The sequence below is a fragment of the Methylophaga sp. F7 genome (assembly GCF_056863975.1).
Window position 1 is genome coordinate 1,578,757 of the sequence record NZ_CM166511.1, and the last position, 26,234, is coordinate 1,604,990.

Genomic DNA, 26,234 nt, shown 5'->3' on the forward strand with positions numbered 1-26,234 from the left:
ACTTAACTGAACTGCGACTGAATGGGTGATGAAAGGTTAAAGATTTAACATTCTGCCCATTGCTTATCGAGACGTTTGGCTGATATGGCATAGGCAGTGCCAATTTCCTGGGCAAATACCGAGATACGAAATTCTTCAATCATCCAGCGATATTGTTGCATTGCTTCATTATCAGCACGTTTGATATTGGTCAGATAACGTTGCCAGTAGGGCTGGACTTCCATTTGCCGTTGACGATCTTTGGCTGGATCGGTTTTCAGTTTATCCAGACGCGCACCGATGGCCCGAAAATAGGCGGGTAACCGTTGTAAAGCCTCATCCGGCGTGTGATGCACAAATCCCTGATACAGCAGATAGTTTAATTGTTCACGGATGTCTTTAACTGCATGCATTGCAGCCAGAGGAATATTTCCAGACAACCGTTTGGCAATCGCATGATATTCACTTAATGGTTCGGCAATCAGTCTGGCAAGCTGATTAGCAATATTAATGAGTTCACTTCTACGTTGTTGTAAGCGTTGTTCAAACTGTTGTTTGTCTCGTGGCCAGTCCTGATCTTTCAGAAAGCACCGATCAAAGGCAACGGCTATCAAATCCTGTTTCAGCTGCTCGCATGGTGAAATCTGCTGGGTTTTGTTCTCTTCAAATGGCGCAGCTGGTACATTGGCATAATGCAGGCACATCTTCTGTATATCCGGCAGGTTTTTCTGCAGATATTTAACGTTATCTTTTTCAGCCAGCATAAATAGTCTTCTCAATCCTATAGCTGAGAATGATTTAGCTTGCTGCAAGGTATCCATCAGGGTCAGATCCACATGATCACCACGATCTACCAGGGCAGGATAGGCCGTCATTTCCAGGCCATTTTGCTGCATCACAATATGCTCCGGAAAAGCATCAAAGTCCCAGCCGGTCATCCCGGATTTTTCATATTCAGAATCGGGTAACTGACGGAAACTGGCAGCAGCCTCTTTTGACCAGTCCTGCTTTAACTGATTTAAATCACGATTTTCTGCCAGCAGTTCGCCTTGTTCATCAACCAGCTTAAAATTCATTTTCAGATACAGTGGCAGGTCTTCCTGCCGCCAATCATCTGCTTTGATTTCAACTCCTGTCATTTTACGTAATTGCTCAGTTAAAGCAGGTAACAATGCTCCTTCATAAGGCGTTAATGCTTTCAGGCATCGATCGGCGTAATCCGGCACAGGAATAAAATGACGGCGCAAGGATTTAGGCAGGCTTTTTAGCAGAAAAATCACCTTGTCACGTAATAAGCCTGGCACTAACCACTCATAACGTTCCGGATCACTTTGATTGAGCAGTGACAGCGGAATCGTCTGGGTAATACCATCATGTTGCTTGCCTGGCTCAAAATGATATTCAAGTGGCAACGGAACACGATTCACCAGCAACTGATCCGGATAACTATCGACCGTAACCTGATCAGCATTGTGCTGCATCAGAATTTCACGGCTCATAAACAAACACTGAGGGTCTTTCTTTTCTGCCTGTTTACGCCATTTTTCAAAGCCGTGGCCATTGATAATATCGTCAGGAATACGTTCATGATAAAAAGCAAACAGAGTGTCTTCATCTGCCAGCACATCACGTCGCCGTGATTTTTGCTCCAACAGTTCAATTTCATCAATCAGCTGGCGATTATGTTGGAAAAATTTGGCCTGACAGTTGAAATCACCATTGACCAGAGCTTCACGGATAAATATCTCGTTGGAAGTAGGGCGATCCAATGGTCCATAGTGAATTTTTCGACGGTTGACTATGGGTAATCCATAGAGACTGACACTTTCAAAAGCGACTACTTGAGCCGGTTTTTTCTCCCAGTGCGGATCGCTATATTGGCGTTTAACCAGATCTCCTGCAATGGGTTCAATCCATTCGGGTTCAATTTTGGCGACAATCCGGGCATAGAGTTGTCCAGTTTCCACCAGCTCGGCCGCCATGATCCATTTAGGACCTTTTTTATGTAATGCTGAGCCAGGAAAAATTTTCAGTTTCAGATTACGTGTGCCGGCATAACTATGCTGGTCAGCTTTCATGGCCACATTGCTTAACAGACCGCTGAGCAAGGCTTGATGAATGGATTGATACTCAGCGGGTTGCTGATTAGGTTTGAAGCCCATTTGTGTGGTTTGCACATGCAGTTGCTGATAAATATCATGCCATTCACGCAGACGCAGAAAAGACAGAAAGTTTTCTTTGCAGTATTTGCGAAATTTGTTCTGACTTAAGTGTTTCTGACGGTCATGATACAAATCCCATAGCTTAAGAAACGCTAAAAAATCTGATCGGTCGTCTTTGTATTTGCTATGTGCTTCATCTGCAGCCTGTTGTTTATCCATCGGACGTTCTCGTGGATCCTGAATACTCAGGGCACTGGCTATCACCAGCACTTCATTCAGACTGTTTTGATCATTTGCCGCCAGAATCATTCTGGCAATACGCGGATCAATTGGTAATTTGGCAAGCTGACGACCTGTTTCGGTTATTTGGCGTTTGCCATTTACAGCATTGAGTTCTTCCAACAACCGATAACCATCGTTGATCATCTTCGGTGGCGGGGGATTGATAAATGGAAATTTAGCCGGGTCGCCCAGTTTTAATGCGGTCATCTGCAAAATAACTGAGGCCAGATTGGTACGCAGAATTTCCGGATCGGTAAATGCCGGTCTGGCAGCAAAATCTTCTTCATCGTATAAACGAATACAAACCCCGGCGGCAACACGACCACAACGACCGGAACGCTGATTCGCACTCGATTGCGATATTTTCTCAATCGGTAAACGTTGCACTTTATTTCGTACACTGTAGCGACTGATACGCGCCAGACCGGGATCAACGACATAACGAATACCCGGTACGGTCAACGACGTTTCCGCTACATTGGTCGCCAGAATAATACGTCGCGGGCCACCGGTTTTAAACACACGGTTCTGCTCGCTGGCTGATTGTCGGGCAAATAATGGCAGAATTTCGGTATTGGGCGGATGATGTTTGCGAAGTGCTTCAGAGACATCACGGATATCGCGTTCACCCGAGAGGAATATCAGTACATCACCTGGCCCGACTCGACATAATTCATCTACTGCCTGAACGATACCGTCAACAAAATCCAGATCTTCACTGTCATCATCACGACTTAATAATGGACGATAGCGGATTTCAACAGGATAAGTGCGGCCACTGACTTCGATCACCGGTGCATTGTCAAAATGCTCAGAGAATCGTTGAGTATCAATAGTTGCCGAGGTGATGATCAGTTTCAGATCCGGGCGTTTCGGCAGCAGTTGTTTGAGATAACCCAATAGAAAATCAATATTCAGACTGCGTTCATGCGCTTCATCAATAATCAGCGTGTCATATTGATTCAGGTAGGGGTCGTTTTGCGTTTCAGCCAGCAAAATACCGTCTGTCATCAGTTTGATATAGCTTTTATCGGCTTTTACCTGATCATGAAACCGGACTTTATAACCAACCGCTTCACCGATTTGGGACTTTAGTTCTTCAGCAATACGTGTTGCAACAGTCCGGGCGGCAATACGTCGCGGCTGAGTATGACCAATCAGACCACCAACACCGCGACCCAGCTCAAGACATATTTGAGGTAACTGCGTGGTTTTACCGGAACCGGTTTCACCACAAAGAATAATGACCTGATGCTGCTGAATGGCTTTTGCGATATCTTCCTTTCTTTCAATAACGGGAAGATCAGCATTAAGGGAGGGCTTTGGAAGGTTGTTCAAACGAAACTGAAAGCGCTCATTTGAACGTTCAATCTGTTGCTGCAGATTCAGCCATTCGCTCTCATTGGCGGATTTATTCTGTAACTGCACTAATCGCCGACGCAGTTTGTGCTGGTCGGCGAGCATGGTATTTTTTACTTGAGTTTTAAGTTGTTGCTGTTGATTGTTCACTAATTTTCAATTTACTTGGAAGCTTCGAGCTTAATAATTTTCAGCGTCAGTATACAGAGTAGCATCTGAAAACGCGTAATCAGAACGGTTGAACTGTGTTCATTGCTTCCATTACTGGAGACGTATTAGGCTAAACAACGTAGCCTTAGAGACTCCATGACAGCGACAAAGTATATTTGAAATCGTTTTTACTAATTTCATCTTCGGTTTCAGAGTCATACTCATTGGTCATGCCGACTTTTAACGCTACGCCAGCACGTTCATCCAAGTCAAGAATCCAATCAAATGTGGTGACATTCCGGTAGGCATCGAAAGAATCGAAACTAGGATAAAACGTATTGGCTAAAGCTAAACGTTGCGCAGTATTAATGCGCCAGCGTGTTTCGAGACCTAACAAGCCTTCAGGGGTAAATTCTTCACGTTCACCACCAAACGTTCTGTTAAAACCCGCACCGGAACGTCCAACGAATAACCAATCATCAGTATTGGCAAATTCATAACCATAACCGGCGTTGGCATTGAGCCGATAATCATAATCCTTGAATTTATCGACATCCAATCGCCCACCAGCAAACATGAACCATGGTGTCTCAGGTTTCAACCAGTCGCGGTTAATTGAGGTAAAAAAGCTGTTGTCGGAAGTTTCCTCTTCAGACTTAGCATAATAATATGCCGTTCGGCTGTTAATCCGGGTTTTTTCGGTTGCCAGGTCAGCATTAAATGCAACATTAACCTGACTGTTATCAGATTTTCCACGGCTGCCCGCCAGCCCCAAATCAAAACGTCTTTCCCAGTTTGTTAACCAGCCGGTCCCCAGCAGGCCATTATCTTCCGGTTCAGCCTCAGCAAGGTCAGCCGGTTCAATAATGGGGGTGTCATCCGTTGGGGTCTGCTGAGCCAGAGCTTCATAATCTGTTTTGATTTCGGAAACTGTATTGGTGTTAATGATCATTTCACCAAGCAGCTGATGTTTAATAGTAAGGGATTCCTGATTACGTTCTAATAAATCACCTTGCAAACGATCACCGTTGGTCAGAATCAACGTAACGGGCGCAGCGTGAGATAAAACAGGTACCAACAAACAAACGAAGACGATTTTTTTCAAAAACAAAATAGGTTCCTATGGCTGAATTGTCCGCCATATACTAGCGATTACTGCGACGAATGTCAGGAGTAATTTACCGGGAATTTTTCTCTAAATATCGGGACTATTAACCTGGGCTCGATTTATCTTTTATCAGCAACATTAATTGAGGCTTATTACGACATCCTGAAAGAGATAATGCAGTAACTATGCTTTTCTTTCTAACCTAACAACCATCATTATTTACGCTACCATCAGGCATCGTGGTGTTGCAGAATTTAATCCCTCGATCATGAACGCCTTTCATTGATGCCCCGGTTAGGTCTGCGCCACTCATGTCTGAAAAAATCAAATGCGCACCATCAAGTTTGGCGTTTTTCAGATTGGCATCCATCAACTGGGCGTAATCCATTAGGGAATTACGCAGATCTGCCCCTTCAAGCTGTGCCCCCTGCATACGTGAATGAGTGAACCATGCCCCTTTTACATTGGCATTGGTAAGAATAATTCCTTTAAGATTGGCTTCACTCATATCAGCACCTTCCAGATCATGATCTTCAAGTGGTGCTTCACTTAAATTGCAATGGTGACATTGGTTTTGTTCCAGCAGTCTTTTCAAATAAATTTTATCGTATGCATAAGCGGCGCTACTGAATAAACTCAGGACTGTGATAATCACCATTGATTTCATTTTACTTACCTCAATTTCATTGTTATAAGTTTTAATCGGTCCAACGATTTTCAAAAAAATGTTCGTTTAAAGGACGTCGCTGTCTGGCTTTTAGTTCCCGTTCTAACACTTCAGCACTCAGCGTATCCAACGCAGCAGGATAACCAATAGCAATTACCGACCAAAGATTTACCGTGGTTGGTATGGCTAAAGCCTCTCGTAATTTATCAGCATCAAATCCACCCATCTGATGAGACATCAGACCGAATGCGGTTGATTGTAAACATAAATTAAGACTGGCGGCGCCAGTATCATATCCATTCCAACGGTTTTCGCTGCCGTTACGAGTGAAGTGGGGCAGTGATGCCGTCACGATCAATAACGGTGAATTTACCGCCCATTCCTGATTGCCCGGAGCAAGACAATCCAATGTTTTTTGCCAGCTTATTTCGTCTTTGAATTTGTTACAGATAATGTAACGCCATGGTGCTTCGCCATAGCAGGAGGGCGCCCATAAAGCTGCTTCACAAAGAGCCATGATGATGTCATCACTGACGGCCTGCGATGCATCATAAGCCTTGCCACTCCATCGCTCGGCAATAATCGAGGCAAGTTTCTGTTCAGTTTCAGCGGGTTTTTGTATCAAGATGAATTGTCCTTGTAATTAACCCGGCAACTGGATGACAGGCTTATCAGCCGGGCGATATAAACCACCAATATGACCGATTACCATGATTAAATCTGCACCGGTTTTTTTCGCAATCTCATCGAGCATTTGCTTTCGATCAGCTTTTTCCTGGCCGCTAACTCGGACTTTAATCAGCTCGTGATAGGCCAAAGCATTTTCAATTTCAGCCAGTACGTTTTCAGTAAGACCCGCGTTACCAATCATTACTACTGGCTTTAGCGGGTGAGCCAATCCTTTCAGATATCGGCGTTGTTTATCATTGACTGCCATGTGAAGAGCTACCTGTATTAAAATGCTGTGATTATATCAGGATAGTTTCATGACTAAACACAAGTTCACCGTCACCGCAGCACGGGGCATGTTGCCGTTGCTGGAAACCGAACTCAAACAAATCGGTATCAAACAGTACAAAACAGAGGCAGGTAGCATTCGTTTCACCGGAAGTCTAAAGGAAGCCTATCAGGTCTGTTTATGGTCACGCGTCGCGGTCAGAGTGCTAATGCCAATCGCTCACTTCACCGCCGAAACGACTGATCAGCTTTATAACGGGATTAAAGAGTTCGCCTGGGAAGAGCATATCGATGCTGAAGACACCACTCTGGCAATTGATTTCAATAGTTTTCGTTCGAAAATTCATCATACCCAGTTTGGTGCGCAGAAAGTTAAAGATGCCATCGTTGATCGACTGCGTGATTTATCGGGTAAAAGACCTTCCGTTGATTTGCATCAGCCGGATCTGCGGGTAAATGTCTACCTTAAACATAACCAGGCAATTGTCAGTATTGATTTATCCGGCGAAAGTTTGCATAAACGCGGCTATCGCGTCAGTCAGACGAATGCTCCGATAAAGGAACACCTGGCGGCAGCCATCTTATTGTCTGCTGAATGGCCAAAACTTGCCCGTGAAGGTTGGGCATTGCTGGATCCGATGTGTGGTAGTGGTACCTTTTTGATCGAAGCAGCATTGATGGCGGCCGATATTGCGCCAGGTTTACAGCGAGATTATTTTGGTTTTCTCTACTGGAAGCAGCATGACAAGGCTGCCTGGCAGCAATTAAAGGCGGATGCTGAAAGAAGACGCCTTAGTGGGCTGGCACGTTTGCCGATGATAATGGGCGGGGATCAGGATAAATCTGCCGTTGCGGCGGCCCAGGCCAATATAGAAGCCGCCGGACTGAGTGATCGTATTCAGGTTATCCATCGTGATCTGCAGAACTGGGCAACGGTCGCTCAAACCCTACCTGACGTTGGGCTAGTCGTTTCAAACCCGCCATATGGGCAACGTATTGGTGATGCCGCTTCGTTACATAATGTTTACGAAGCGCTTGGTGATTTAGTAAATCATCATCTACCGGCATGGCGAACGACCATTATTACTGACAACGCTCAGCTGGGTAAATTGACTGGCCTCAATCTATTTGACAGCAAGCCTTTTGACAATGGCCCGATTGCCTGTGAAGTCTTGTCATATCGCGCCCCCAAACCATTACGGCGTGATGCCAAACCGGTGCAGCAGGAAATGGCGGCATCCCCCTCACCGTGGGATAAAACACCGAAAACCAAAGCAAAGCCTGCTGTTAGTTCATCGGTGGTGGAAAATGTTTCTCCACAAGCCGAGATGTTCGCTAATCGGTTGAAAAAGAATGTTCGGCATTTAGCCAAATGGGCACGCAAAAACCAGCTGGATTGTTACCGGGTTTATGATGCTGATTTACCAGATTACGCTGTGGCTATTGATGTTTATGGAGACTACGTTCATGTGCAGGAATATGCACCGCCAGCAGATATCGATCCGTTAAAAGCCAGCGAACGTCTCGATGAAGTCATGCAAATCATTCCGGCTGTGTTAGGTGTAAAGGACGATAAAGTTGCGCTAAAGTTACGCCAGAAACAACGTGGTTCTAACCAGTATGAGTCACAGGCGGCTTTACGCCAGCGTTTTGAAGTCCGGGAAAATGATCTTCGCTTCTGGATTAATCTGACGGATTATTTGGATACCGGATTATTTCTGGATCACCGAATCACCCGGCAGATGCTAGCTGAAAACAGCAGAGGAAAAGCATTTCTGAATCTGTTTGCCTATACCGGCAGTGCGACGGTTTATGCTGCTGCAGGTGGAGCCAAATCCACTACCACCGTAGATATGTCAAATACCTACCTTGGCTGGGCCAGAGATAATATGCAATTGAATAACTTTGTTGGTGAGCAGCATCAGTTTATTCGAGCAGATGTATTGGCCTGGTTAAATGAACCCGAAACACAGAATTTACGTTTTGATTTGATTTTTGTTGATCCACCGACCTTTTCCAACTCCAACAAAATGGAAGGGGTGTTTGATATACAGCGTGACTATATCGATATGCTGCATAAAGTCGCCGGCATGTTAAATCCGGGAGGTGAAATTTTCTTTTCCACCAACCGACGTGACTTCAAACTGGATGCGTCAGCGTTGCAAGGGCTAAATATAAAAGACATTAGTAAGGCAACCTTGCCAACTGATTTTGAAAGAAATTCAAAAATCCATTATTGCTGGCGTATACAAAAATCAGCTTGAACTATCGAGCGTGGCTTTAATTTCCTGCCACAATGCTTCGTAGGCTTTATTCACAGTCGAGTTGGCTGCAAAAGCCGCTAAAGGCGCTCTGACATCGCCCATTTTTTCCACTACGGCGGCATAGGGAATGGCTGTTTGCAAACCATGTTTCAGCATCTTGGGTGGATGGGCCAGCATGACGCGATGCAGACTCCGACGGCGATCTGCCATGGTGAAAAAGGGGTGAAGACGTTTGGGCTTAAGATTATTTTCTTTGAAAAAGTCTCGTGTCTGTTCAAAGGTACGCATCGACAAATGGCTGGGAATAATCGGTACATAGATCACATCAGCCGCAGCGAACATCTGTTCAGTCAGTTCAGAAAAACTGGGCGGACAATCGAGCACAATTAGCGAGTAGCTTTCGCCAAACGGGGCTAAAAGCTTGGCCAGTTGATTTTTTTATCACCGGCTTTTGCCAGATCCAAATCCATTTGCCGGAATGAAAAATCGGCAGGAATAATATCCAGAGAAGGATAATCGGTACTTTTAACTAATTCACCGATAGGCGTTTTACCAGATAACAGTTTTTTGGCTTCCGCTTTGGACTTGCTTTTGCGTTGTAACAACCAGCTGGCAGCCCCCTGCGGATCCAAATCCCACAAAAGAGTAGGAATACCCTCATTAGCGGCCTGCCAGGCAATATTAACTGCAGACGTGGTTTTACCCACGCCACCTTTCAAATTAAAGAATGCGATGATTTGCATGATTAATTGATTTTCGCCAATTCTTCCAGAAGCGTGTTCTGTGCACTGATCATTTCATCTCCTTCGTTGCGGGCTGCCCGATGGTAACGACCATCAGCGGAGAGGATCCACGCCTGGGTATTATCAGCAAGATATAAATTCAGATCGGCAATAATGCGTTTTTGCAGTCGTTTGGATTCAATCGGAAAACAGGTTTCCACACGACGCAGCAGGTTACGTTTCATCAAATCGGCACTGCCGGCCCAGATCTCAACCTGTCCATCGTTTTCGAAATAAAATACCCTGGTATGCTCGAGAAACCGTCCAATTATGCCGCGCACCTGGATGTTTTCTGAGACGCCTTGAACACCTGGTTTTAAAGTACAGATGCCGCGGACAATCAAATCAATTTTAACGCCAGCAATAGAAGCTCGGTAGAAGGCATTAATCATTTCCGGCTCAACCAATGCATTGACCTTGACGATAATGCGAGCATTTTTGCCTGCTTCGGCATGCGCAATCTCGCGGTCAATTTTATCCAGTAATCCTTGATGCAGATTGAAAGGTGCATGTAGTAATTTATGCATTTTGGGAATTTTGCCAAGGCTGGTCAGCTGAATAAACAGGTTATTAACGTCTTCACCAATCTGTTTATCTGAGGTCAGCAACCCATAATCGGTATAAATACGTGAAGTACTACGATGGTAGTTGCCGGTGCCTAGATGGACGTAACGACGTAATTTATTATTTTCACGACGCAGAATGAGCAGCATTTTGGCATGGGTTTTATAGCCAACAATGCCATATACGACATGAGCTCCCGCCTGTTGTAACTTGGAAGCCAATGCAACGTTAGCTTCTTCATCAAAACGTGCCCGCAATTCAATAACCACGGTAACTTCTTTTCCACCGTGAGCGGCGGCGACCAATGCATCGACGATCGGTGAAACAGCACCTGTACGGTACAAGGTTTGTTTGATGGCCAGCACGCTGGAATCCGAAGCTGCCTGTTTGATCAGATCAATGACGGGGGTAAAGGATTGATAGGGATGATGTAAAAGGACATCCTTCTGTTTTAATAGCCCAAAGATTTCCACCTCTGATGTCAGACCATTGGGTCTTCCCTGAGTAAAGGGTTTAAATTTCAAATCCGAACGTTCAACCATTGAATGCAAAGCCTGCAAACGGCTTAGATTCACCGGGCCATTGACCAGATAGACGTTATCCTGATGCATTGCACACTGGTCACGCAGGAAATTAACCATTTCTTCAGGGCAGTTATGGGCAATCTCAAGTCGAACTTCGTCACCGTAATTACGATGTGTCAATTCATCCGCTATGGTTGCCAGCAAATCACTGGTTTCTTCAGTATCAATGGCCAAATCACTGTTTCGGGTAACACGAAATTGATAACAGCCCTTGATCTTCATCCCAAAAAACAGATCATCGGCAAACGCATGAATAATCGATGATAAAAATACAAAGTGATATTGCCCAGGTTCACATAATTCCGGAGGTAGCTGAATCACTCGTGGTAGCGCTCTGGGGGCCTGTAAAATGGCAAAACCGATATTGCGACCAAAAGCATCTTTGCCATCCATCGATACAATAAAATTTAAACTTTTATTGAGTAATCGGGGAAATGGATGGGAGGAGTCGAGCCCAATAGGACTAAGGATAGGCTGAATTTCATCGCGAAAATACTGTTCCAGCCAGGCACTGTGTTCACTTGTCCACATTGGTCTTGGCAAGACCTTAATGCCTTCCTGCTCCAATAACGGTAATAACTCATCATTAAGTACCGAATATTGCTCATCAACCAATTCATGGGCACGTATGCTGATCAACCTTAATGCTTCCTGAGCGCTGATTTGATCAGCTTCCAGGTAGGGATCACCAATTTCGATTTGTTGGATCAGACCGGCAACGCGTACTTCAAAAAATTCATCCAGATTGGTACTGGAAATACACAGATAATTTAGTCTTTCCAGCAATGGCACAGTGGGGTCAAGGGCCTGTTGTAATACGCGCCAATTGAACTCCAGCAGACTCAACTCACGATTCAGGTAAAGGTCGGAGCTGTTCAGATCAATTTGTGTTTCCATGTTTTCCATTTTGATGGCTTGTTTGAAGGTTAATTAACGATAAGCTTGTTTAGTGTTTCTGTAACCCGACACCCCCAAGCAAACTAGAGGGATTTGATGACAATCTGATGACAGCCTACCAACGATATTTGTCATAGTTTTCCGGATTTGCCCAGAAACGACTGTTCAGCCAGTCACGTTTGGGCTGGTAATTTTCAATAGCATAACTGAACACCTGTAATCCATCACTGGTTCCGGCAATATGATGCAGGCCCATGGCCAGATAATCGCGAAATTGCCATCCCTGTTTTTGCGCCAGCGCAGGATTGGTAATCAGAATAATATGCGGTGCATGTAAATTGCGTAAATAGCCCAGCCATTGTTGCCCGGCCTGTAACGGTAAAGTTTCCGTCAAGTCGCTGATGACCGCCAGATCGATACTGTGAATTTGCTTCAGTTGTGCTTGTTCAAATGGTGTCGCCAGCGTCTCTGATCTGGTATCTTGACAGTCGTTCAGGCATAGCTTGGCCGACTCTCCCGCAACCAATACAGATTGCGGATCAAATTGCTGTATCAGCGTACTGAGCAGCGAAGACAATAAGACTGATTGATTCATGACTGACCAGCATAAAACATCTACCGAGTTCTGGAAACACAAACGTCTTGGACAGATGACACATACCGAATGGGAAAGCCTTTGCGATGGCTGTGGGCGCTGCTGTCTGCATAAGCTTGAAGATGATTCAGATGACCGGATGTATTACACACGTGTGGCATGTGAATTACTGGATATTTCAACGTGTCGCTGTAAGGATTATGCTAATCGGCAAAAGACTGTGCCAGATTGTATTCAACTTAGCGTCGAGCAGGCACACTTTTTTGACTGGTTGCCCGATACCTGCGCCTACCGTTTACTTGCTGAAGGCGAAACGTTACCAGAATGGCATCCATTGATTACCGGTGATCCGCAAAGTGTGATTGATGCAGGAGTTTCTGTTCGCAATGTGGCTATTAGCGAATCAGAAGATATAGATCTAACCGAAGAGGTTATTGCGTTGCAGCCACCTGTTTACCCGCATGACACCTGAAGAAAGTCGCGAATTTACTGCCCGTCTGGAACAAGCTGCATTGACGCTGCTTGAGATGGAAATTTACCGAAAACCAGATGATTTGGCTCGTCGTTTTGGACTGCCATTGCCAGTGGTGCGTTACTGGTGGCGACACACTGATGAAAAAACACGTCCAGTCGACCAAAACAGCCTGTCACCCCGGGAAGTAAAAGTCATTCGTAAAGCCACCCAAACCCTGGAAGGATGGGAAAAGATCAAACGTTATCGTCCACCATGTGGTGCACGATTACCAGGCGGTAAGAAGTGCAAACGATCAGTGGCGATCCGTCAGCCTGAAGCATGGTCGCTGGGCGCTTTAGCTGATCGTTGTCGTTTACATGGCGGTAATGCCCGGCGCATTATCCGAGCTAAAAAACAGGACGATACAGAATGAGGGATTTATGCTTGAGACAACGGAAATTCTGAAGCTGCTTCTGACGTTATGTAACGAGCAAAAAAGCGGCACCCAGGGTCTGTTTTTCTTTCAAGGTCGCCTCTGTTGTGACTGAAAACTTACCAATCAAGGCGCGAGGAGAGCAGTTTAGTGAGTCTAAATCAACGACGAGCAACGCGGAGTGGTGAGTTTTCAGCCACAACCCATGGGGCTGGGACTATTTTTCCGCCTCACGGCGTTGGAAATGACTTATGTAGAAATAACTACACCTCATCATTTCCGCCTTGCGAGATGAAAAAATATTCTCCAGCAGAGGGGGACCTTGAAAGATAAACAGACCCTAGTTTTAACGACTGCCGATAACAAAGCCTGCCATATTATTTTCGAACAGGGTCAAATTGAAGCGATGGCATTTGGTTCAGTAAAAGGTATTGAGGTTGCCAGATTACTGCCAAGACTACTCATTGAACGAACCAGTTTTAACAGTACGCTGAAAATGCCATTAAGTGGACGTGCCAGCATTGAAGATCAAGCAGATATTTTCGCCGCGCTGGGATTACGACGCCAGGCGAGATCTGAAAATGTTGACTCTTCCAGTCACTCTAAAACCCCACGTATGTATCGTGGTCATCTGGTTGTTGAAAAAGGGCAGACAGACTCAACATCAGATAGGGTTAAGAGTCCCTCCCAACCGGTTGACAAACAACCTTCTGCAAAGCCTAAAAGTAAACGGATTTATCGTGGCCAAATCATAGAAGATTGAAACAATCGGCTGAATTTGTCACATTGATGCGACAAAATCGTTAACATATCGTCCAGTTTCATACTCCGGAATTCATCATGAGCAGCATGTCCCCCCAGAACCTCAATCGTGGTTTACTTGATTTTATTGATGCCTCACCCACACCGTTTCATGCGGTAGCCAATATGAAAGCGGCTTTGGAGGCTGCTGGATACAAACAGCTCAATGAAAAAGAAAGTTGGGGAACATTATCGACCGGTGGATATTATGTAACCCGCAATGACTCCTCCATAATTGCGTTTAACCTGCCCGATATCAATCTGGCAGAAGCCGGTTTTCAAATGGTGGGAGCGCATACCGATAGTCCCTGTTTAAAAGTCAAACCACAACCGGGCACGGTAAAAAATTCATTCTGGCAGCTGGGTGTTGAAGTATATGGTGGAGCCCTGTTAAACCCCTGGTTTGATCGGGATTTATCGATGGCCGGACGCGTAAGCTTTGTTGATGCCGATGGTCAATTAAGCCATGCGTTGGTTAATTTCAAAAAGCCTGTGGCAACTATTCCCAGTCTGGCCATCCACCTAGATCGGGACGTCAATCAGAATCGCAGTATTAATCCGCAGCTGCATCTACCACCGATAGTGCTGCAGACCGAAGAGGGCGATAAACCGGATTTCCGTGCCTTACTCGAGCAACAGCTCAGATCCGAGCAGGGTGAACTGAATGTAGGTAAAGTGCTGGATTACGAAATCTGTTTTTACGATACGCAACCATCGGCACTGGTTGGTATTAATGAAGACTTTATCAGTGCGGCGCGACTGGACAATCTGCTGAGCTGTTATATTGGTTTGCAGGCGTTATTGGCTGGATCGAAAAATAAGGCCAATTTACTGGTATGCACAGATCATGAAGAGGTCGGCAGTGTGTCGACCAGTGGCGCACAAGGAACCTTTTTGCCCGCCGTTCTGCAGCGTCTGGCCCAGGATAATGAAAGCTATCAACGAATTATCCAGCACTCCTTATTAATTTCTGCTGATAATGCGCATGGCATTCACCCCAACTATGCTGATCGGCATGATGAACAACATGGCCCCATCCTGAATAAAGGACCGGTGATTAAAAGTAATGCCAATCAGCGTTATGCCACTAACAGTCAAAGCAGTGCACGTTTCCGGCAGCTTTGTGAACTGGCTGATGTGCCGGTGCAGGATTTTGTGGTGCGAACGGATATGGGCTGTGGCAGTACAATCGGGCCGTTAACTGCCAGTAACCTTGGCGTTCACACATTGGATATCGGTGTACCAACTTTTGCCATGCATTCGATTCGTGAGCTTGCCGGCAGCCAGGATACTTCGCATTTATACAATGCGCTTAAACAGTTTTTTAATTAAATCAAAGGAATATAAACACTATGTCAGAAACAGTTGATGAGTTAACGGTGACCTATCAGGAAGGCGATGTGACCACCGTCAAGGAACTCGATAAGGTTGTTCTTACCAAAGGTGCCTGGGCAACAGTGATGTTCCGTTATCAGGATCTGGATCGCAAAACTGGCGAGTTTGGTCCTGATAAATATACGATCCGCCGCTATCAAAAACGTAATGGTGAGTATGGCCAACGTTCAAAATTCAATATCTCCAGCCGCGATCAGGCGCAACAGATCATTGAAGCATTAACTCGCTGGACTAAAGACTGAATAGAATTAACTGACGATGAATAAGAGTTTATTAACCAATCTCTGCGCGGCCGCAGTGATTGGCGTAGGTTTATTGTTGGACACTCCCTGGCGTGAACCGGTTTTATCAATGGGAATGTTTGCCTTGGCCGGAGGGATAACGAACTGGCTGGCCATTCATATGCTGTTTGAGAAAGTACCTGGATTGTATGGATCCGGTGTCATTACAGCACGCTTCAGTGAGTTTCGCACAGCGATTGAAAAACTGGTAATGGAACAGTTTTTTAATCAGCAAAGTCTGGATCGCTTTGTCAGCGAGATGCTCGATGATAAGCGCGATCATCAACTCGATTTTTCCGAAATCATCGATCAAACTGACCTGAATCCGGTGTTTGATAATCTGGTGGCAACCATTATGGAGTCATCATTTGGCAGCATGTTATCAATGGTCGGCGGAGCCAAGGCGCTTAATCCACTGAAAGAACCTTTTGTTCGTAAAATGCAGCATTCGTTGAATGACATTGCCCATAGCGAACACTTTCAGCAGCACCTGCGGGAAAAGCTTAGCAGTGGGCCGGTCAGCGATGATTTATATCGGCAGATTTACGCTATCGTTCACAGTCGACTGGAAGAACTGACACCATTAATGGTCAAGCAGATGATTCAGGACCTGATTCGTCAGCATTTGGGCTGGCTGGTCGTCTGGGGCGGGGTATTTGGTGGCTTGATAGGACTGCTGACCAGCTTTTTACCGTTGTGAACCCGTGGATCGAGAATAGTTGTCGCTTATGCGCCGCGCCCGTAGCCTTTTATCATCATTGGCGTGGTCGCGATTACTGGCAGTGTGATGAATGTCATGCGTTGCAGATGGGCAAACAGCATCTGCCAGATCGGGAAAGCGAAACAGCGTTATATCTGACCCATGAAAATGATGTTGATGATCCACGATATCAGCAGTTTGTCTCACCAATTACCGAGGCTATTCTAAGCCAGATTACCTCTGACAAAATCGGTCTGGATTTTGGGGCGGGGCCTGGACCTGTTATCAGTAAAATCATTACTGAAAAAGGCTATCAGACAAAGTTGTATGATCCGGTTTTTTATCCGGATAACAGCGTGTTAATACAGCAATATGATTTTATTATCTGTTGCGAAGTTATTGAACATTTTCATCAGCCAGCAATTGAATTTGCCCGCCTCAAATCATTGCTTAAGGCGGATGGGAAACTGTTTTGTATGACCCAGCTGTTTGATGAGGGTATTGATTTTGCCAAGTGGCACTACAAAAACGATATTACTCATGTGTTTTTCTATCATCGCGATAGCCTGAAGTTCATTCAGCAACAATTTGCTTTCAGTACAGTTGACATTAACCAGCGTTTGATAACGTTTACGAACTGAATTGTTCGCGAATTGCGACAAGATGCTCAGCGGGCAATTCGATTACCACGCTGACCATATCGGTAAATTGCTGATCGACAATTCGTCCTTTGATCTGTTTAAGCTGATATTCCAGCATTTGTAACTGGCTGTAATCAATCTTTAAACTGAGTTGCGCCATTTCTACCCAGGGAAGCTTGCCTGCTGCATCGATGGCTTGTTTAGCGGCATTTCCATAAGCTCGGGTCAGACCTCCAGTGCCTAATTTAACCCCGCCAAAATAACGAATGACCGCCACCACCGTATTAATCAGATCTTCGCCTTGTAACGGTGACAGAATGGGCCGACCTGCAGTGCCGGATGGTTCGCCGGCATCAAAAAAACGTTCGGTGATAAACCCTTCAGCGGCGCGGATCCGCCAGGCAAAGGCCAGATGATTAGCAGAGGCATGCTGTGCAGCCAATTGTCGAAGCTGTTTTAAAGCAGATTGTTCACTGTCACAATGCATAGCTACGCCAATAAACCGCGATTTTTTGATTTCCGATTCGCTGATTGAAGGAGTGCGAAGTATAAAAAACTGGCTGGACATCTTATTTACTATAGGAAAATACAGCCTGACAATTTACCATATCAGCATATTTTGCTCGCCTGTCAGGTAGGGCAATGTCTAAATTCATCGCAATTAATCAGGTAGCACAGTTTGTCAGAATTAAGTTTTGCAGTTGGCCAACGTTGGGTCAGTAACAGCGAGGCCGAGTTAGGTCTGGGTATCATCATTGAAGTCACCGGAAGACGAATTGAAATTTCCTTTCCGGCTGCCGAAGAGCAGCGCAGTTACGCCGCTAATAATGCACCATTGAGCCGGGTGGATTATCCGCTGGGTGAAAAGGTAAAAACCCGTAAGGGACAGATTTTTACCATCAGTGAAAAACATCCTTTAAATGGCTGTGTGATTTATCAGGGGGAAACCGCTGAGGGAGAAGCTGTCAGTATTCATGAGATGGATCTGGATAGCTTTGTACAGTTTAGCCAGGCCTCAGACCGTTTATTTGCTGGTCAGATAGATAAAAATCGCCAGTTCCAATTACGACTCCGAACCCATCAATATTTTCATCGTTTACATCAGTCACCGGTATTTGGACTATTGGGCGCTCGGGTCCAATGTCTGCCGCATCAGTTTTATATTGCCTCACAAATGGCCAACCGTATTTCTGCCAGAGTTTTACTGGCCGATGAAGTCGGCTTGGGGAAAACCATTGAAGCTGGCTTGATTATGCATCAGCAAATCATGCAGGGTCGGGCCAGTCGTGTACTGGTGATTGTACCTTCAGCATTGGTGCATCAGTGGTTAGTTGAAATGCTAAGACGTTTTAATCTGGCTTTTACGGTGATTGATGCCGAACGCTATGAAGCGCTGGTTGAATTAGACGAGGGCAATGCCTTTGATAGCGCTCAATTAGTATTAACTGATTTACAGACGCTGGAAAATCATCCTGAAATGCAAACAGATGTATTGCAGGCAAGCTGGGATATGTTGGTAGTGGACGAGGCACATCATCTACAGTGGCATGAAGATCAGAGCAGTGAGAGCAGTGAAGGTTATCAACTGGTTGAAAAACTGGCAGAGCAGATTGCTTCAGTCTTATTGTTAACTGCTACACCTGAACAGCTGGGTATGGACAGTCACTTTGCCCGTTTGAAGTTACTGGATCCCGATCGCTATTATGACTTAGCGCAATTTCGGGAAGAACAACAGCATTATCAACAAATCAGTCTGTTACTCGAGCAATTGATGGCGGTTGAATCAGCCAGTGATTTCGATAAAAACAAACGTTTAAAAGTGCAATTAAAACCTTATCTGGATGATGAGTTGTTATCTGCGTTGGCTGACAGTGATGAATTTGAAGCAGCACGTGAACAGGCTAAACAGCAGTTTCTAGACCAATTCGGCACCGGGCGGATTTTATTCCGTAATACCCGCGATACCGTTAAAGGGTTTCCTGAGCGGCAGTTGACAACTTATCCGCTGGATTTTCCAGAGCAGTTTTTGCCCGAAACCAACAGCGAACTTACTCAATTGGTACAACCAGAAACACTTTTAGGTGAAGACTGGCTGGAGCTGGATCCGCGGGTTGAATGGTTGGTGAGCTGGCTGAAACAGCACCGTGGAGAAAAAACCTTATTAATTACCGCCAATGCTGAAACGGCAAAAGAGCTGGAATTACATCTGCGTCTGCAACATGGTGTGCGTAGCGCTGTATTTCATGAACAGATGACATTAATTACCCGCGATCGTGCTGCGGCTTTTTTTGCTGATGATGAAGAGGGCGCACAAATTCTGATCTGCTCGGAAATTGGCAGTGAAGGCCGTAACTTCCAGTTCTGTTCATATCTGGTGTTATTTGATTTACCGCTCAATCCCGATTTGCTGGAACAACGCATTGGTAGACTGGATCGTATCGGCCAGCGTAATACCGTCAACATCGTGCTGCCGTTTTATCAGGATACTGCTCAGCAATTGTTGCTGGACTGGTATCAGCAGGGTTTAAATGCGTTTGAATCTGTTTGTAAAACCGGTGCCGCATTACGTGAACAATTTGCTGATCAGCTGGAACAATGTCTAAGACATCCCGAAGACAAAAAAGCTTTTGCCAAATTGCTTAAAGAAACCCAAAAGGCAGAGCAGCAATTACGCGAAAGTCTCAGTCAGGGACGGGACCGACTGCTCACATTGAATTCCTATGATGAAGCCGCTGCAAAAGAAATCCTGATGCAGGTAGACGATGCCAGCAGCCCATTGGAACTGGCTGCTTTTATGGATGATTTCTTTGATGCTTACGGTGTTGAGCAACAGGCTCACAGTGCTGACAGTATTATATTGCAGCGTGGTGATGAGTTACGAAGTGATGAAATTGACCTGCCAGAAGACGGTTTAACGGCCACTTATCAGCGTGCCAGAGCGTTATCCCGCGAGGATATGGCGTTTTTGAGTTGGGAGCATCCATTGGTGTTATCGGCAATGGATGCGGTGATCAGTTCTGATCTGGGTAATACCGCATTCTGTCAGTTAAAAAGTAATCTGGTCCCCGCTGGAAGTTTGTTACTGGAAGTCGCCTTTGTAATGCATTGTCCTGCACCGAAGCAGTTTAATATTACGCGGTATATTCCTGAATCTTACCTGCGAATTGTTATCGACGAGAATGGCCGTTGTTTTGAAGAACAGTTACCCGAGCAGGAAATGAATCAGCAAGCTGGCCGCATTCCCAAACATACTGCTCAGCAGATGGTGCAGGTCGCCAGATCCCGAATCGATAATTTAATTGACGCTAGTAAAAAAATGGCAGACAAACATCAAAAACAGTTAATTGAACAAGCTATCAGTAAAATGACTGAGCTGACGGACCATGAATTGAACCGTCTGCAGCATCTTGCAGAACAAAACACCCATATTAAGCCAGCAGAAATTGAAGCACTGCAGTTGCAACAACAACAGTTGCAGCAGTATTTGCACCAGGCTGAACTGAAATTGGATGCGTTACGCTTAATCATCGTGACAGAAGCGGAGTGATCTGCCAAAGTCACCCATGAAAATTTAACGGAGTAGGGTTTTGATTAAACGTTTGTTACCCCCTTTGCTGGTCGTGGCATTGGCCATCGTAATATTCAGTACGTTGATCAGTACCCGTCCTCAGGCTCCGGTTCAGGATCGTCCGGTAAAGGGTGTTTTGGTTGAGACTCAGACGATTGATTTTGCCGCATTATCACCAACATTAACGTTGTATGGTCGTCTTGAAGCCCCGCAAATGGCTAATTTGCGAGCTGCTGTTACCGCAGATGTCGCTGAGGTTTATGTGTTTGATGGCGAATATGTTGAACAGGGAGATGTGCTGATTGAGCTGGATCCTCGAGAAGCACAATTGGCGGTAGAACAGGCTGCTGCCGAACTGGCACTGATTGATGCACAGATCGAGGCAGAAAAGTCGCAACTTAAACGCAATCAAGCCCTGTTAGGTACGCAACAGCAATTAGTCGATCTGGCTAAAGCGGCGGTGAATCGTGCTGAAAAGTTGCAACAGAGCCAGTTGTCATCCCAGGCTTTATTGGATGAATCCATCTCTTTACAGGCGCAACAAAGCCTTGAGCTTAAACAGCGGCAGTTTGATATTCAGGATCATCCCATTCGAATTGCCCAACTTCAGGCAAACCGTCAACAGGCTCAGGCACAACTGGATCGCGCAGAACTGGATTTGAGTCGTACCATTATCGAAGCACCATTTTCAGGTCGAATCACGGATCGGCAAATTGCCAAGGGTGACCGGGTGCAGGTGGGTGATGCCTTAATGACGCTTTATGATATGCAGCAACTGGAATTGCGTGCATCCATTCCGCAGCGTTATCTGGCGGATATTTATTCAGTGCTTGAAACACAGCAATTGACCGCTACTGCCGAAGTTTCCGGTCGGCAATATGAATTTGAATTACAGCGCCTCAGCGGTGAGGTGAATGCCAATGTCGCAGGACGGGATGGCCTGTTCCGCCTACAAGGTGATCCGGGACCTTTGGCCGCAGGACAGTTTGTCAGCGCCCAACTTGATTTGCCCGTTCGGCAGGATACTGTAGCCATTCCTTACAGTGCTTTATATGGTTTGGATCGGGTTTATCGTGTTCGTAATAATCAGCTTGAAGCGGTGCAAGTCAGCAAAATCGGTGATTACTCCAATCAGGATGGCAAAAGCCGCTTGCTGATTCAAAGCGAAGCTTTGCAACAGGGTGATCAGATTATTACTACTCAATTACCAAATGCCATCAATGGGTTATCCGTAAGTATTAAAGATGAATAGTACGGTGAAACGCGACTTTATTGGTCTCTTTGCCCAACATCGGGTTGCTGCCAATCTGTTGATGATGGTGATGATCCTCGCCGGGGTTCTGTCGTTAAATCGTATTAATACTCAGTTTTTCCCGACCTTTGCTCTGGATATTATTACGGTAAGCATTGAATGGCGTGGTGCCAGTGCCGAGGACGTCGCCGAGTCGATTACCCGCCAGGTAGAGCAGGAGCTTCGCAGTGTGGATTATGTGAAAAAGATGACCTCAACCTCATCTTACGGTATGTCACGGGTCACCCTTGAGTTTATTGAAAAAAGCGATATGGGGCAGGCACTGGATCAGGTCAAGGATCGAATTGCTCAGATCCGCAATTTACCCACGGATAGTGAAGAACCTGAAGTCACTCTGGTCACCAATTATGAAAGTGTGGCGCGCATTCTGATCACCAGTGAAACTGGCGACCTGGCGTCCCTACGTTATCTTGCACATGATATTGAGCATGAACTGTTGGATCGCGGTATCTCGCGGATCAATATCAGTGGATTACCGCTTGAAGAAATAGCCATTCAGCTGGATAAAACCAAATTGGAAGCATTGGGACTGGATCTGGATGAGGTTGCTGATCGTATTGCCCAGCTGAGTCAGGATTTACCCGCTGGTGAAATTGGCAACGATGAAAGCACAAGGCAGATCCGCAGTCTGGATCAAGGTCGTGATGTGCAAGCATTTGCTGAATTTGCTTTGCAGTCCGATTTTGCCAATGGATTAGTGAAACTTGAAGATGTGGCTACTATTGAAAGGCGACCCTTACGTAAACAGATGAATCTGTTTTATCAGGGGCAGCCAGCCATCGAACTGGAATTGCAACGTACGGAAAATGCCGATTCACTGGAAAGTGCGCGGGTGCTTGAACAGTGGCTGGATGAAAAATCCGCAACACTGCCTGAGGGCGTTGAGCTCAAAGTCTATGACGCCAGCTGGCAACTGATTAAAGAACGGATCAATCTGCTGTTAAAAAACGGCCTGGGTGGATTATTACTGGTATTGGGCATTTTATTTCTGTTCCTGCATGGGCGCGTTGCTTTCTGGGTAGCGGTAGGTATTCCGGTATCGTTTATGGCAGCTTTGGCTGTGTTATATGCACTGGGAGGCAGTATTAATATGATCAGCCTGTTTGGTCTGATCATGTCGCTGGGGATTATTGTTGATGATGCCATCGTCGTGGGAGAAGATGCATTTGCCCATTATCAGAGTGGTGAACCATCACTGACAGCATCAGAAGGTGGTGCAAGACGTATGCTGGCACCGATTTTATCTTCTTCGCTGACCACTATTTCGTCGTTTATTCCATTAATGCTTATCAGTGGTGTGATTGGCAATATTCTGTTCGATATTCCTTTTGTGGTGATTTGCGTGATTATCGCCTCGTTAATTGAGTGTTTTCTGATTCTGCCGGGCCATCTGCGCCATAGCTTTCAAAATATTCATCATGCTAAGCCTTCGGCAATACGTGCACGCCTGGATAATGCTTTCAATTATCTGCGTGATGATCTTTTCCGTCCATTGGTCACCAATGCTGTAAAAAATCGCGGCTTAACGGTGAGTATTGCCATGGCGTTACTGATCATCAGTTTTGGTTTACTGGCAGGTGGTCGCATCAGTTTTAACTTTTTCCCATCACCTGAAGGCACCACGGTATTAGCCAATGCACGCTTTGTTGCCGGAACACCGCGCAGCGAAGCTGATAAATTTCTGCAACATCTCACGGCGACATTGCAGCAAACTGATCAGCAATGGGATCAGCCATTGGTTGATGTCGCCACCAGTAAGTTGGGCGCGGCGGGTACTGCCGGAGGCATGTCTGATGCTCAGGTGGATGACCGTTTTGCCTCAATGCAGGTTGAATTGACTTCGCCGGACCAACGCGATGTGCGTAATCAGACATTTATTAATGCCTGGCGCGAGAAAATCGTTATGCCTGCAGGTATTGAAACCTTCACCATATCGGAACGTCGAGGAGGCCCCCTGGCAGTGATATTGATATTCGGCTCACCGGCGGCACCACCGATAACCTCAAGGCGGCTGCCAGGGAAGTTATTGATGCATTACAACGTTATCCCGGTGTGAGTGCAATTGAGGATGATTTACCCTATGGTCAGTCGCAGTTGATTTATCGCCTAAAGGAGCAGGGCGAGGTGTTGGGGTTAACGGTTGAGAACGTTGGCAGACAACTACGCTCGGCTTATGACGGACGTCTGGTACAGATTTTTCAGGATGGTGATGACGAGGTTGAAGTTCGGGTAATGTTTCCAGATAGCCAACGAAATACTCAGGCCTCACTGGACGATTTTATGATTCGCCTGCCAGATGGCGGTAGTGTGCCGCTGGATTCAGTGGTGCACTTTGATGCACGCCGAGGGTTTGATGTATTGCGCCATACCGATACCCGTCTGGCGGTACATGTCACGGCGACTGTAGACAGCCAGGTGACCAATAACAACACTATTCTGGCGGATTTACAGCAAGAATTTCTGCCTGATTTGATGGCGCGTTATGGTATTCAGGTGGTTTTTGAGGGCAGGGCAGAAGAACAGGCCGATACAATTGGGGATATGAAGCAGGGCACACTGCTGGCCTTTGCGTTAATCTATATTATTCTGGCCTGGGTATTCGCATCATATGGCTGGCCGCTAGTGGTTATGACAGCCATTCCATTTGGCTTGATTGGGGCGCTGGTCGGCCATTGGTTACTTAATATCGACCTGACAATTCTGTCGTTATTCGGCATCTTTGGGCTGTCGGGCATCGTGGTCAATAATGCGATTATTCTGGTGACCTTTTTCAAGAACTTACGTGAAAAAGGCCTGGAGACCCAAAATGCAATTATTGAAGCCTCGGTTTTACGGTTAAGGGCAGTATTATTAACCTCATTAACTACTATCGGCGGGCTCACACCATTACTATTTGAAACATCGCCTCAGGCGCAGTTTTTGATTCCAATGGCTGTATCGATTTCGTTTGGTTTGATGTTTGCCACGATTTTAGTGTTACTTGTCATTCCGGCATTATTGTCGTTCCACGAAAGCATTTCCGAAAATTTTGCCAAACTTCGTAATGCCAAGACACAAACCACCGAATAAGGGGTAGAACATGAAACTGCGTATGCTGTGTTTATTATTCGGACTGAGCTCAATTTTAGTCAGTTATTCCGTTAATGCTGAAGAAACGGATCCTATCACGCTGAAAACACTGACGGATTACGTTTACAGCCAGCACCCTGCCAGACAAGCTGAATCCAGCATGGATGCGCTGGCAAAAAGCCGTTCAGATCTTGCTGGAAAGTTATTTGCTGAGCCTTTAAGTTTATCGGTGAATCATTTCAATGATGTAATCGGTAGTGGTGAGGGTCTGCAGGAATGGGAATCTTCAGTAGAAATGCCGATTTGGCTACCCGGTGAAAAACGTCATCAGCAGAATCTGTCACGTCATTTGGCCGCAGAGCTGCCTTACTATCAACAACGAATTCGCCTTGATGCCTCGGCACAGGTAAGACGTCATGTTTGGCTAGTGATGCTTTCTGCAGCCAAAGTTCGCCATGCCGAAACATTACGGGACAATGCCCGGAACTTGCTTAACAATGTTGAAAATCGGGTAGAGGGGGGATTTAGCCAGTTCAGAAGCTTTGCTGGCAAAAAGTCATCATCTGGAAATGCAGTCCCAATTGGCTTCGGCAAAGATGGATTTGCAACAAAGCTTAAATCAATACCAATACCTGACCGGGCAGCAGGTCTTACCGGATGTGATTGAAGAAAATTTACCGTTGTCGACTGAAATAGATAAAGCCCATCCATTATTAGCTGAGCTGGAGCAACAAATTGCCCGACAACGCAGTGAAATCGCCAACGCCCGTTATGACAATGTTCAACATCCCAGTCTGTCTGTAGGCGTTAAACGTGAACGGGATGAACATGCCGATCCCTATAACAACAGCATAGGCGTGGGTGTTAGCTTTGCCCTGAACGATGAACAATATCAGCAACCGGCTATTGCACAAGCCAGCCGGCAGTTAGCCGATTTACAGATTGCCCAGCAGCAACAGAAACGTCAGCTTGAAGCTGACTTGCTTGCCGCGATGGATACGCTTAAAACGTTGCAACAGAGACAGATGCTATTGAAAGAACAATATGCAGTCAGTCAGCAATATGTTGATATGCAACAACGTAGTTTTGATATGGGTGGGGTGGATTTAACAAGCTTTTTACGTAGTCAGGAAATAGCCGACAAACATCGCCACCAACTTTTGCAACTGGAAATCGAAATTCAACAACAGATTGCACAGATTAATCAGATTGCTGGCCGGACACTGTAGC

20 protein-coding genes and 2 pseudogenes are annotated in these 26,234 nt (G+C 45.8%); 13 read left to right on the forward strand and 9 right to left on the reverse strand.

Features of this window, described 5'->3' with window-relative positions; translation table 11 throughout:
- Window positions 1–44: 44 nt before the first annotated feature.
- From hrpA to yhbY, 5 genes are all read right to left on the reverse strand, one after another.
- Window positions 45–3,932, reverse strand: coding sequence for an ATP-dependent RNA helicase HrpA (hrpA, locus tag AC08OG_RS08105; RefSeq protein ID WP_292356842.1), 3,888 nt, complete (start codon window positions 3,930–3,932; stop codon window positions 45–47).
- Window positions 3,933–4,077: 145 nt separating this feature from the next.
- Window positions 4,078–5,037, reverse strand: coding sequence for a DUF481 domain-containing protein (locus tag AC08OG_RS08110; RefSeq protein WP_292356840.1), 960 nt, complete (start codon window positions 5,035–5,037; stop codon window positions 4,078–4,080).
- Between the two features lie 205 nt (window positions 5,038–5,242).
- A complete protein-coding gene (locus AC08OG_RS08115) occupies window positions 5,243–5,707 on the reverse strand; it encodes a pentapeptide repeat-containing protein (protein WP_292356838.1) in 465 nt (154 codons plus the stop codon).
- A gap of 31 nt (window positions 5,708–5,738) precedes the next feature.
- Window positions 5,739–6,332: a nitroreductase family protein gene (locus tag AC08OG_RS08120; protein WP_292356836.1), complete on the reverse strand. Its 594-nt coding sequence runs from the start codon at window positions 6,330–6,332 to the stop codon at window positions 5,739–5,741.
- Between the two features lie 18 nt (window positions 6,333–6,350).
- A complete protein-coding gene (yhbY, locus tag AC08OG_RS08125) occupies window positions 6,351–6,644 on the reverse strand; it encodes a ribosome assembly RNA-binding protein YhbY (RefSeq protein WP_292356834.1) in 294 nt (97 codons plus the stop codon).
- A 49-nt stretch (window positions 6,645–6,693) separates the two neighbouring features.
- Here yhbY and rlmKL point away from each other — a divergent pair, with 49 nt between their 5' ends.
- Window positions 6,694–8,928 carry a bifunctional 23S rRNA (guanine(2069)-N(7))-methyltransferase RlmK/23S rRNA (guanine(2445)-N(2))-methyltransferase RlmL gene (gene rlmKL / locus AC08OG_RS08130; protein WP_292356832.1) on the forward strand — a complete coding sequence of 745 codons (2,235 nt, stop codon included), beginning with the start codon at window positions 6,694–6,696 and terminating at the stop codon, window positions 8,926–8,928.
- Here rlmKL and AC08OG_RS08135 read toward each other — a convergent pair.
- The 3 genes and pseudogenes from AC08OG_RS08135 to AC08OG_RS08145 form a co-directional block, all read right to left on the reverse strand.
- A pseudogene (locus AC08OG_RS08135) lies at window positions 8,920–9,671 on the reverse strand (ParA family protein). The gene rlmKL and the pseudogene AC08OG_RS08135 overlap by 9 nt on opposite strands.
- 2 nt (window positions 9,672–9,673) lie before the next feature.
- A complete protein-coding gene (gene ppk1 / locus AC08OG_RS08140) occupies window positions 9,674–11,755 on the reverse strand; it encodes a polyphosphate kinase 1 (RefSeq protein WP_292357107.1) in 2,082 nt (693 codons plus the stop codon).
- 115 nt (window positions 11,756–11,870) lie between these two features.
- Window positions 11,871–12,350 (reverse strand): DUF6231 family protein, encoded by a 480-nt coding sequence (locus AC08OG_RS08145; RefSeq protein ID WP_292356828.1) that lies wholly within the window; start codon window positions 12,348–12,350, stop codon window positions 11,871–11,873.
- Here AC08OG_RS08145 and AC08OG_RS08150 point away from each other — a divergent pair.
- The 7 genes from AC08OG_RS08150 to AC08OG_RS08180 all read left to right on the forward strand — a co-directional run bounded on the left by AC08OG_RS08150 (window position 12,349) and on the right by AC08OG_RS08180 (window position 17,055).
- The gene (locus AC08OG_RS08150) at window positions 12,349–12,822 is read left to right on the forward strand and encodes a YcgN family cysteine cluster protein (protein ID WP_292356826.1); all 474 of its coding nucleotides are present in this window, start codon (window positions 12,349–12,351) and stop codon (window positions 12,820–12,822) included. The two genes, AC08OG_RS08145 and AC08OG_RS08150, sit on opposite strands and share 2 nt — an antisense overlap.
- Entirely contained in the window at window positions 12,812–13,237 is a 426-nt protein-coding gene (locus tag AC08OG_RS08155) for a hypothetical protein (protein ID WP_292356824.1), read from the forward strand. The genes AC08OG_RS08150 and AC08OG_RS08155 overlap by 11 nt, the downstream gene beginning before the upstream one ends.
- 322 nt (window positions 13,238–13,559) lie before the next feature.
- On the forward strand, window positions 13,560–14,000 hold the full coding sequence (locus tag AC08OG_RS08160) for a hypothetical protein (protein ID WP_292356823.1): 441 nt from the start codon (window positions 13,560–13,562) through the stop codon (window positions 13,998–14,000).
- Window positions 14,001–14,077: 77 nt separating this feature from the next.
- On the forward strand, window positions 14,078–15,370 hold the full coding sequence (locus tag AC08OG_RS08165) for a M18 family aminopeptidase (protein WP_292356820.1): 1,293 nt from the start codon (window positions 14,078–14,080) through the stop codon (window positions 15,368–15,370).
- A gap of 20 nt (window positions 15,371–15,390) precedes the next feature.
- Window positions 15,391–15,675 carry a hypothetical protein gene (locus AC08OG_RS08170; RefSeq protein ID WP_014707111.1) on the forward strand — a complete coding sequence of 95 codons (285 nt, stop codon included), beginning with the start codon at window positions 15,391–15,393 and terminating at the stop codon, window positions 15,673–15,675.
- Window positions 15,676–15,691: 16 nt separating this feature from the next.
- The gene (locus AC08OG_RS08175) at window positions 15,692–16,414 is read left to right on the forward strand and encodes a DUF445 domain-containing protein (protein WP_014707112.1); all 723 of its coding nucleotides are present in this window, start codon (window positions 15,692–15,694) and stop codon (window positions 16,412–16,414) included.
- The gene (locus AC08OG_RS08180) at window positions 16,411–17,055 is read left to right on the forward strand and encodes a class I SAM-dependent methyltransferase (protein ID WP_292356814.1); all 645 of its coding nucleotides are present in this window, start codon (window positions 16,411–16,413) and stop codon (window positions 17,053–17,055) included. The genes AC08OG_RS08175 and AC08OG_RS08180 overlap by 4 nt, the downstream gene beginning before the upstream one ends.
- Here the strand turns inward: AC08OG_RS08180 and AC08OG_RS08185 are convergent.
- Entirely contained in the window at window positions 17,045–17,623 is a 579-nt protein-coding gene (locus tag AC08OG_RS08185; protein ID WP_292356812.1) for a YigZ family protein, read from the reverse strand. The two genes, AC08OG_RS08180 and AC08OG_RS08185, sit on opposite strands and share 11 nt — an antisense overlap.
- 111 nt (window positions 17,624–17,734) lie before the next feature.
- Between AC08OG_RS08185 and rapA the strand changes: the two genes are divergently transcribed.
- From rapA to AC08OG_RS08210, 5 genes and pseudogenes are all read left to right on the forward strand, one after another.
- A complete protein-coding gene (gene rapA, locus AC08OG_RS08190; protein ID WP_292356810.1) occupies window positions 17,735–20,602 on the forward strand; it encodes an RNA polymerase-associated protein RapA in 2,868 nt (955 codons plus the stop codon).
- Between the two features lie 40 nt (window positions 20,603–20,642).
- Window positions 20,643–21,875 carry an efflux RND transporter periplasmic adaptor subunit gene (locus AC08OG_RS08195; RefSeq protein ID WP_292356808.1) on the forward strand — a complete coding sequence of 411 codons (1,233 nt, stop codon included), beginning with the start codon at window positions 20,643–20,645 and terminating at the stop codon, window positions 21,873–21,875.
- Window positions 21,868–25,004, forward strand: a pseudogene (locus AC08OG_RS08200) (efflux RND transporter permease subunit). The gene AC08OG_RS08195 and the pseudogene AC08OG_RS08200 overlap by 8 nt, the downstream one beginning before the upstream one ends.
- 10 nt (window positions 25,005–25,014) lie before the next feature.
- Window positions 25,015–25,671 carry a TolC family protein gene (locus AC08OG_RS08205; protein ID WP_482929266.1) on the forward strand — a complete coding sequence of 219 codons (657 nt, stop codon included), beginning with the start codon at window positions 25,015–25,017 and terminating at the stop codon, window positions 25,669–25,671.
- A complete protein-coding gene (locus AC08OG_RS08210; RefSeq protein ID WP_482929267.1) occupies window positions 25,574–26,233 on the forward strand; it encodes a TolC family protein in 660 nt (219 codons plus the stop codon). The genes AC08OG_RS08205 and AC08OG_RS08210 overlap by 98 nt, the downstream gene beginning before the upstream one ends.
- The last annotated feature ends 1 nt before the right edge of the window (window position 26,234 follow it).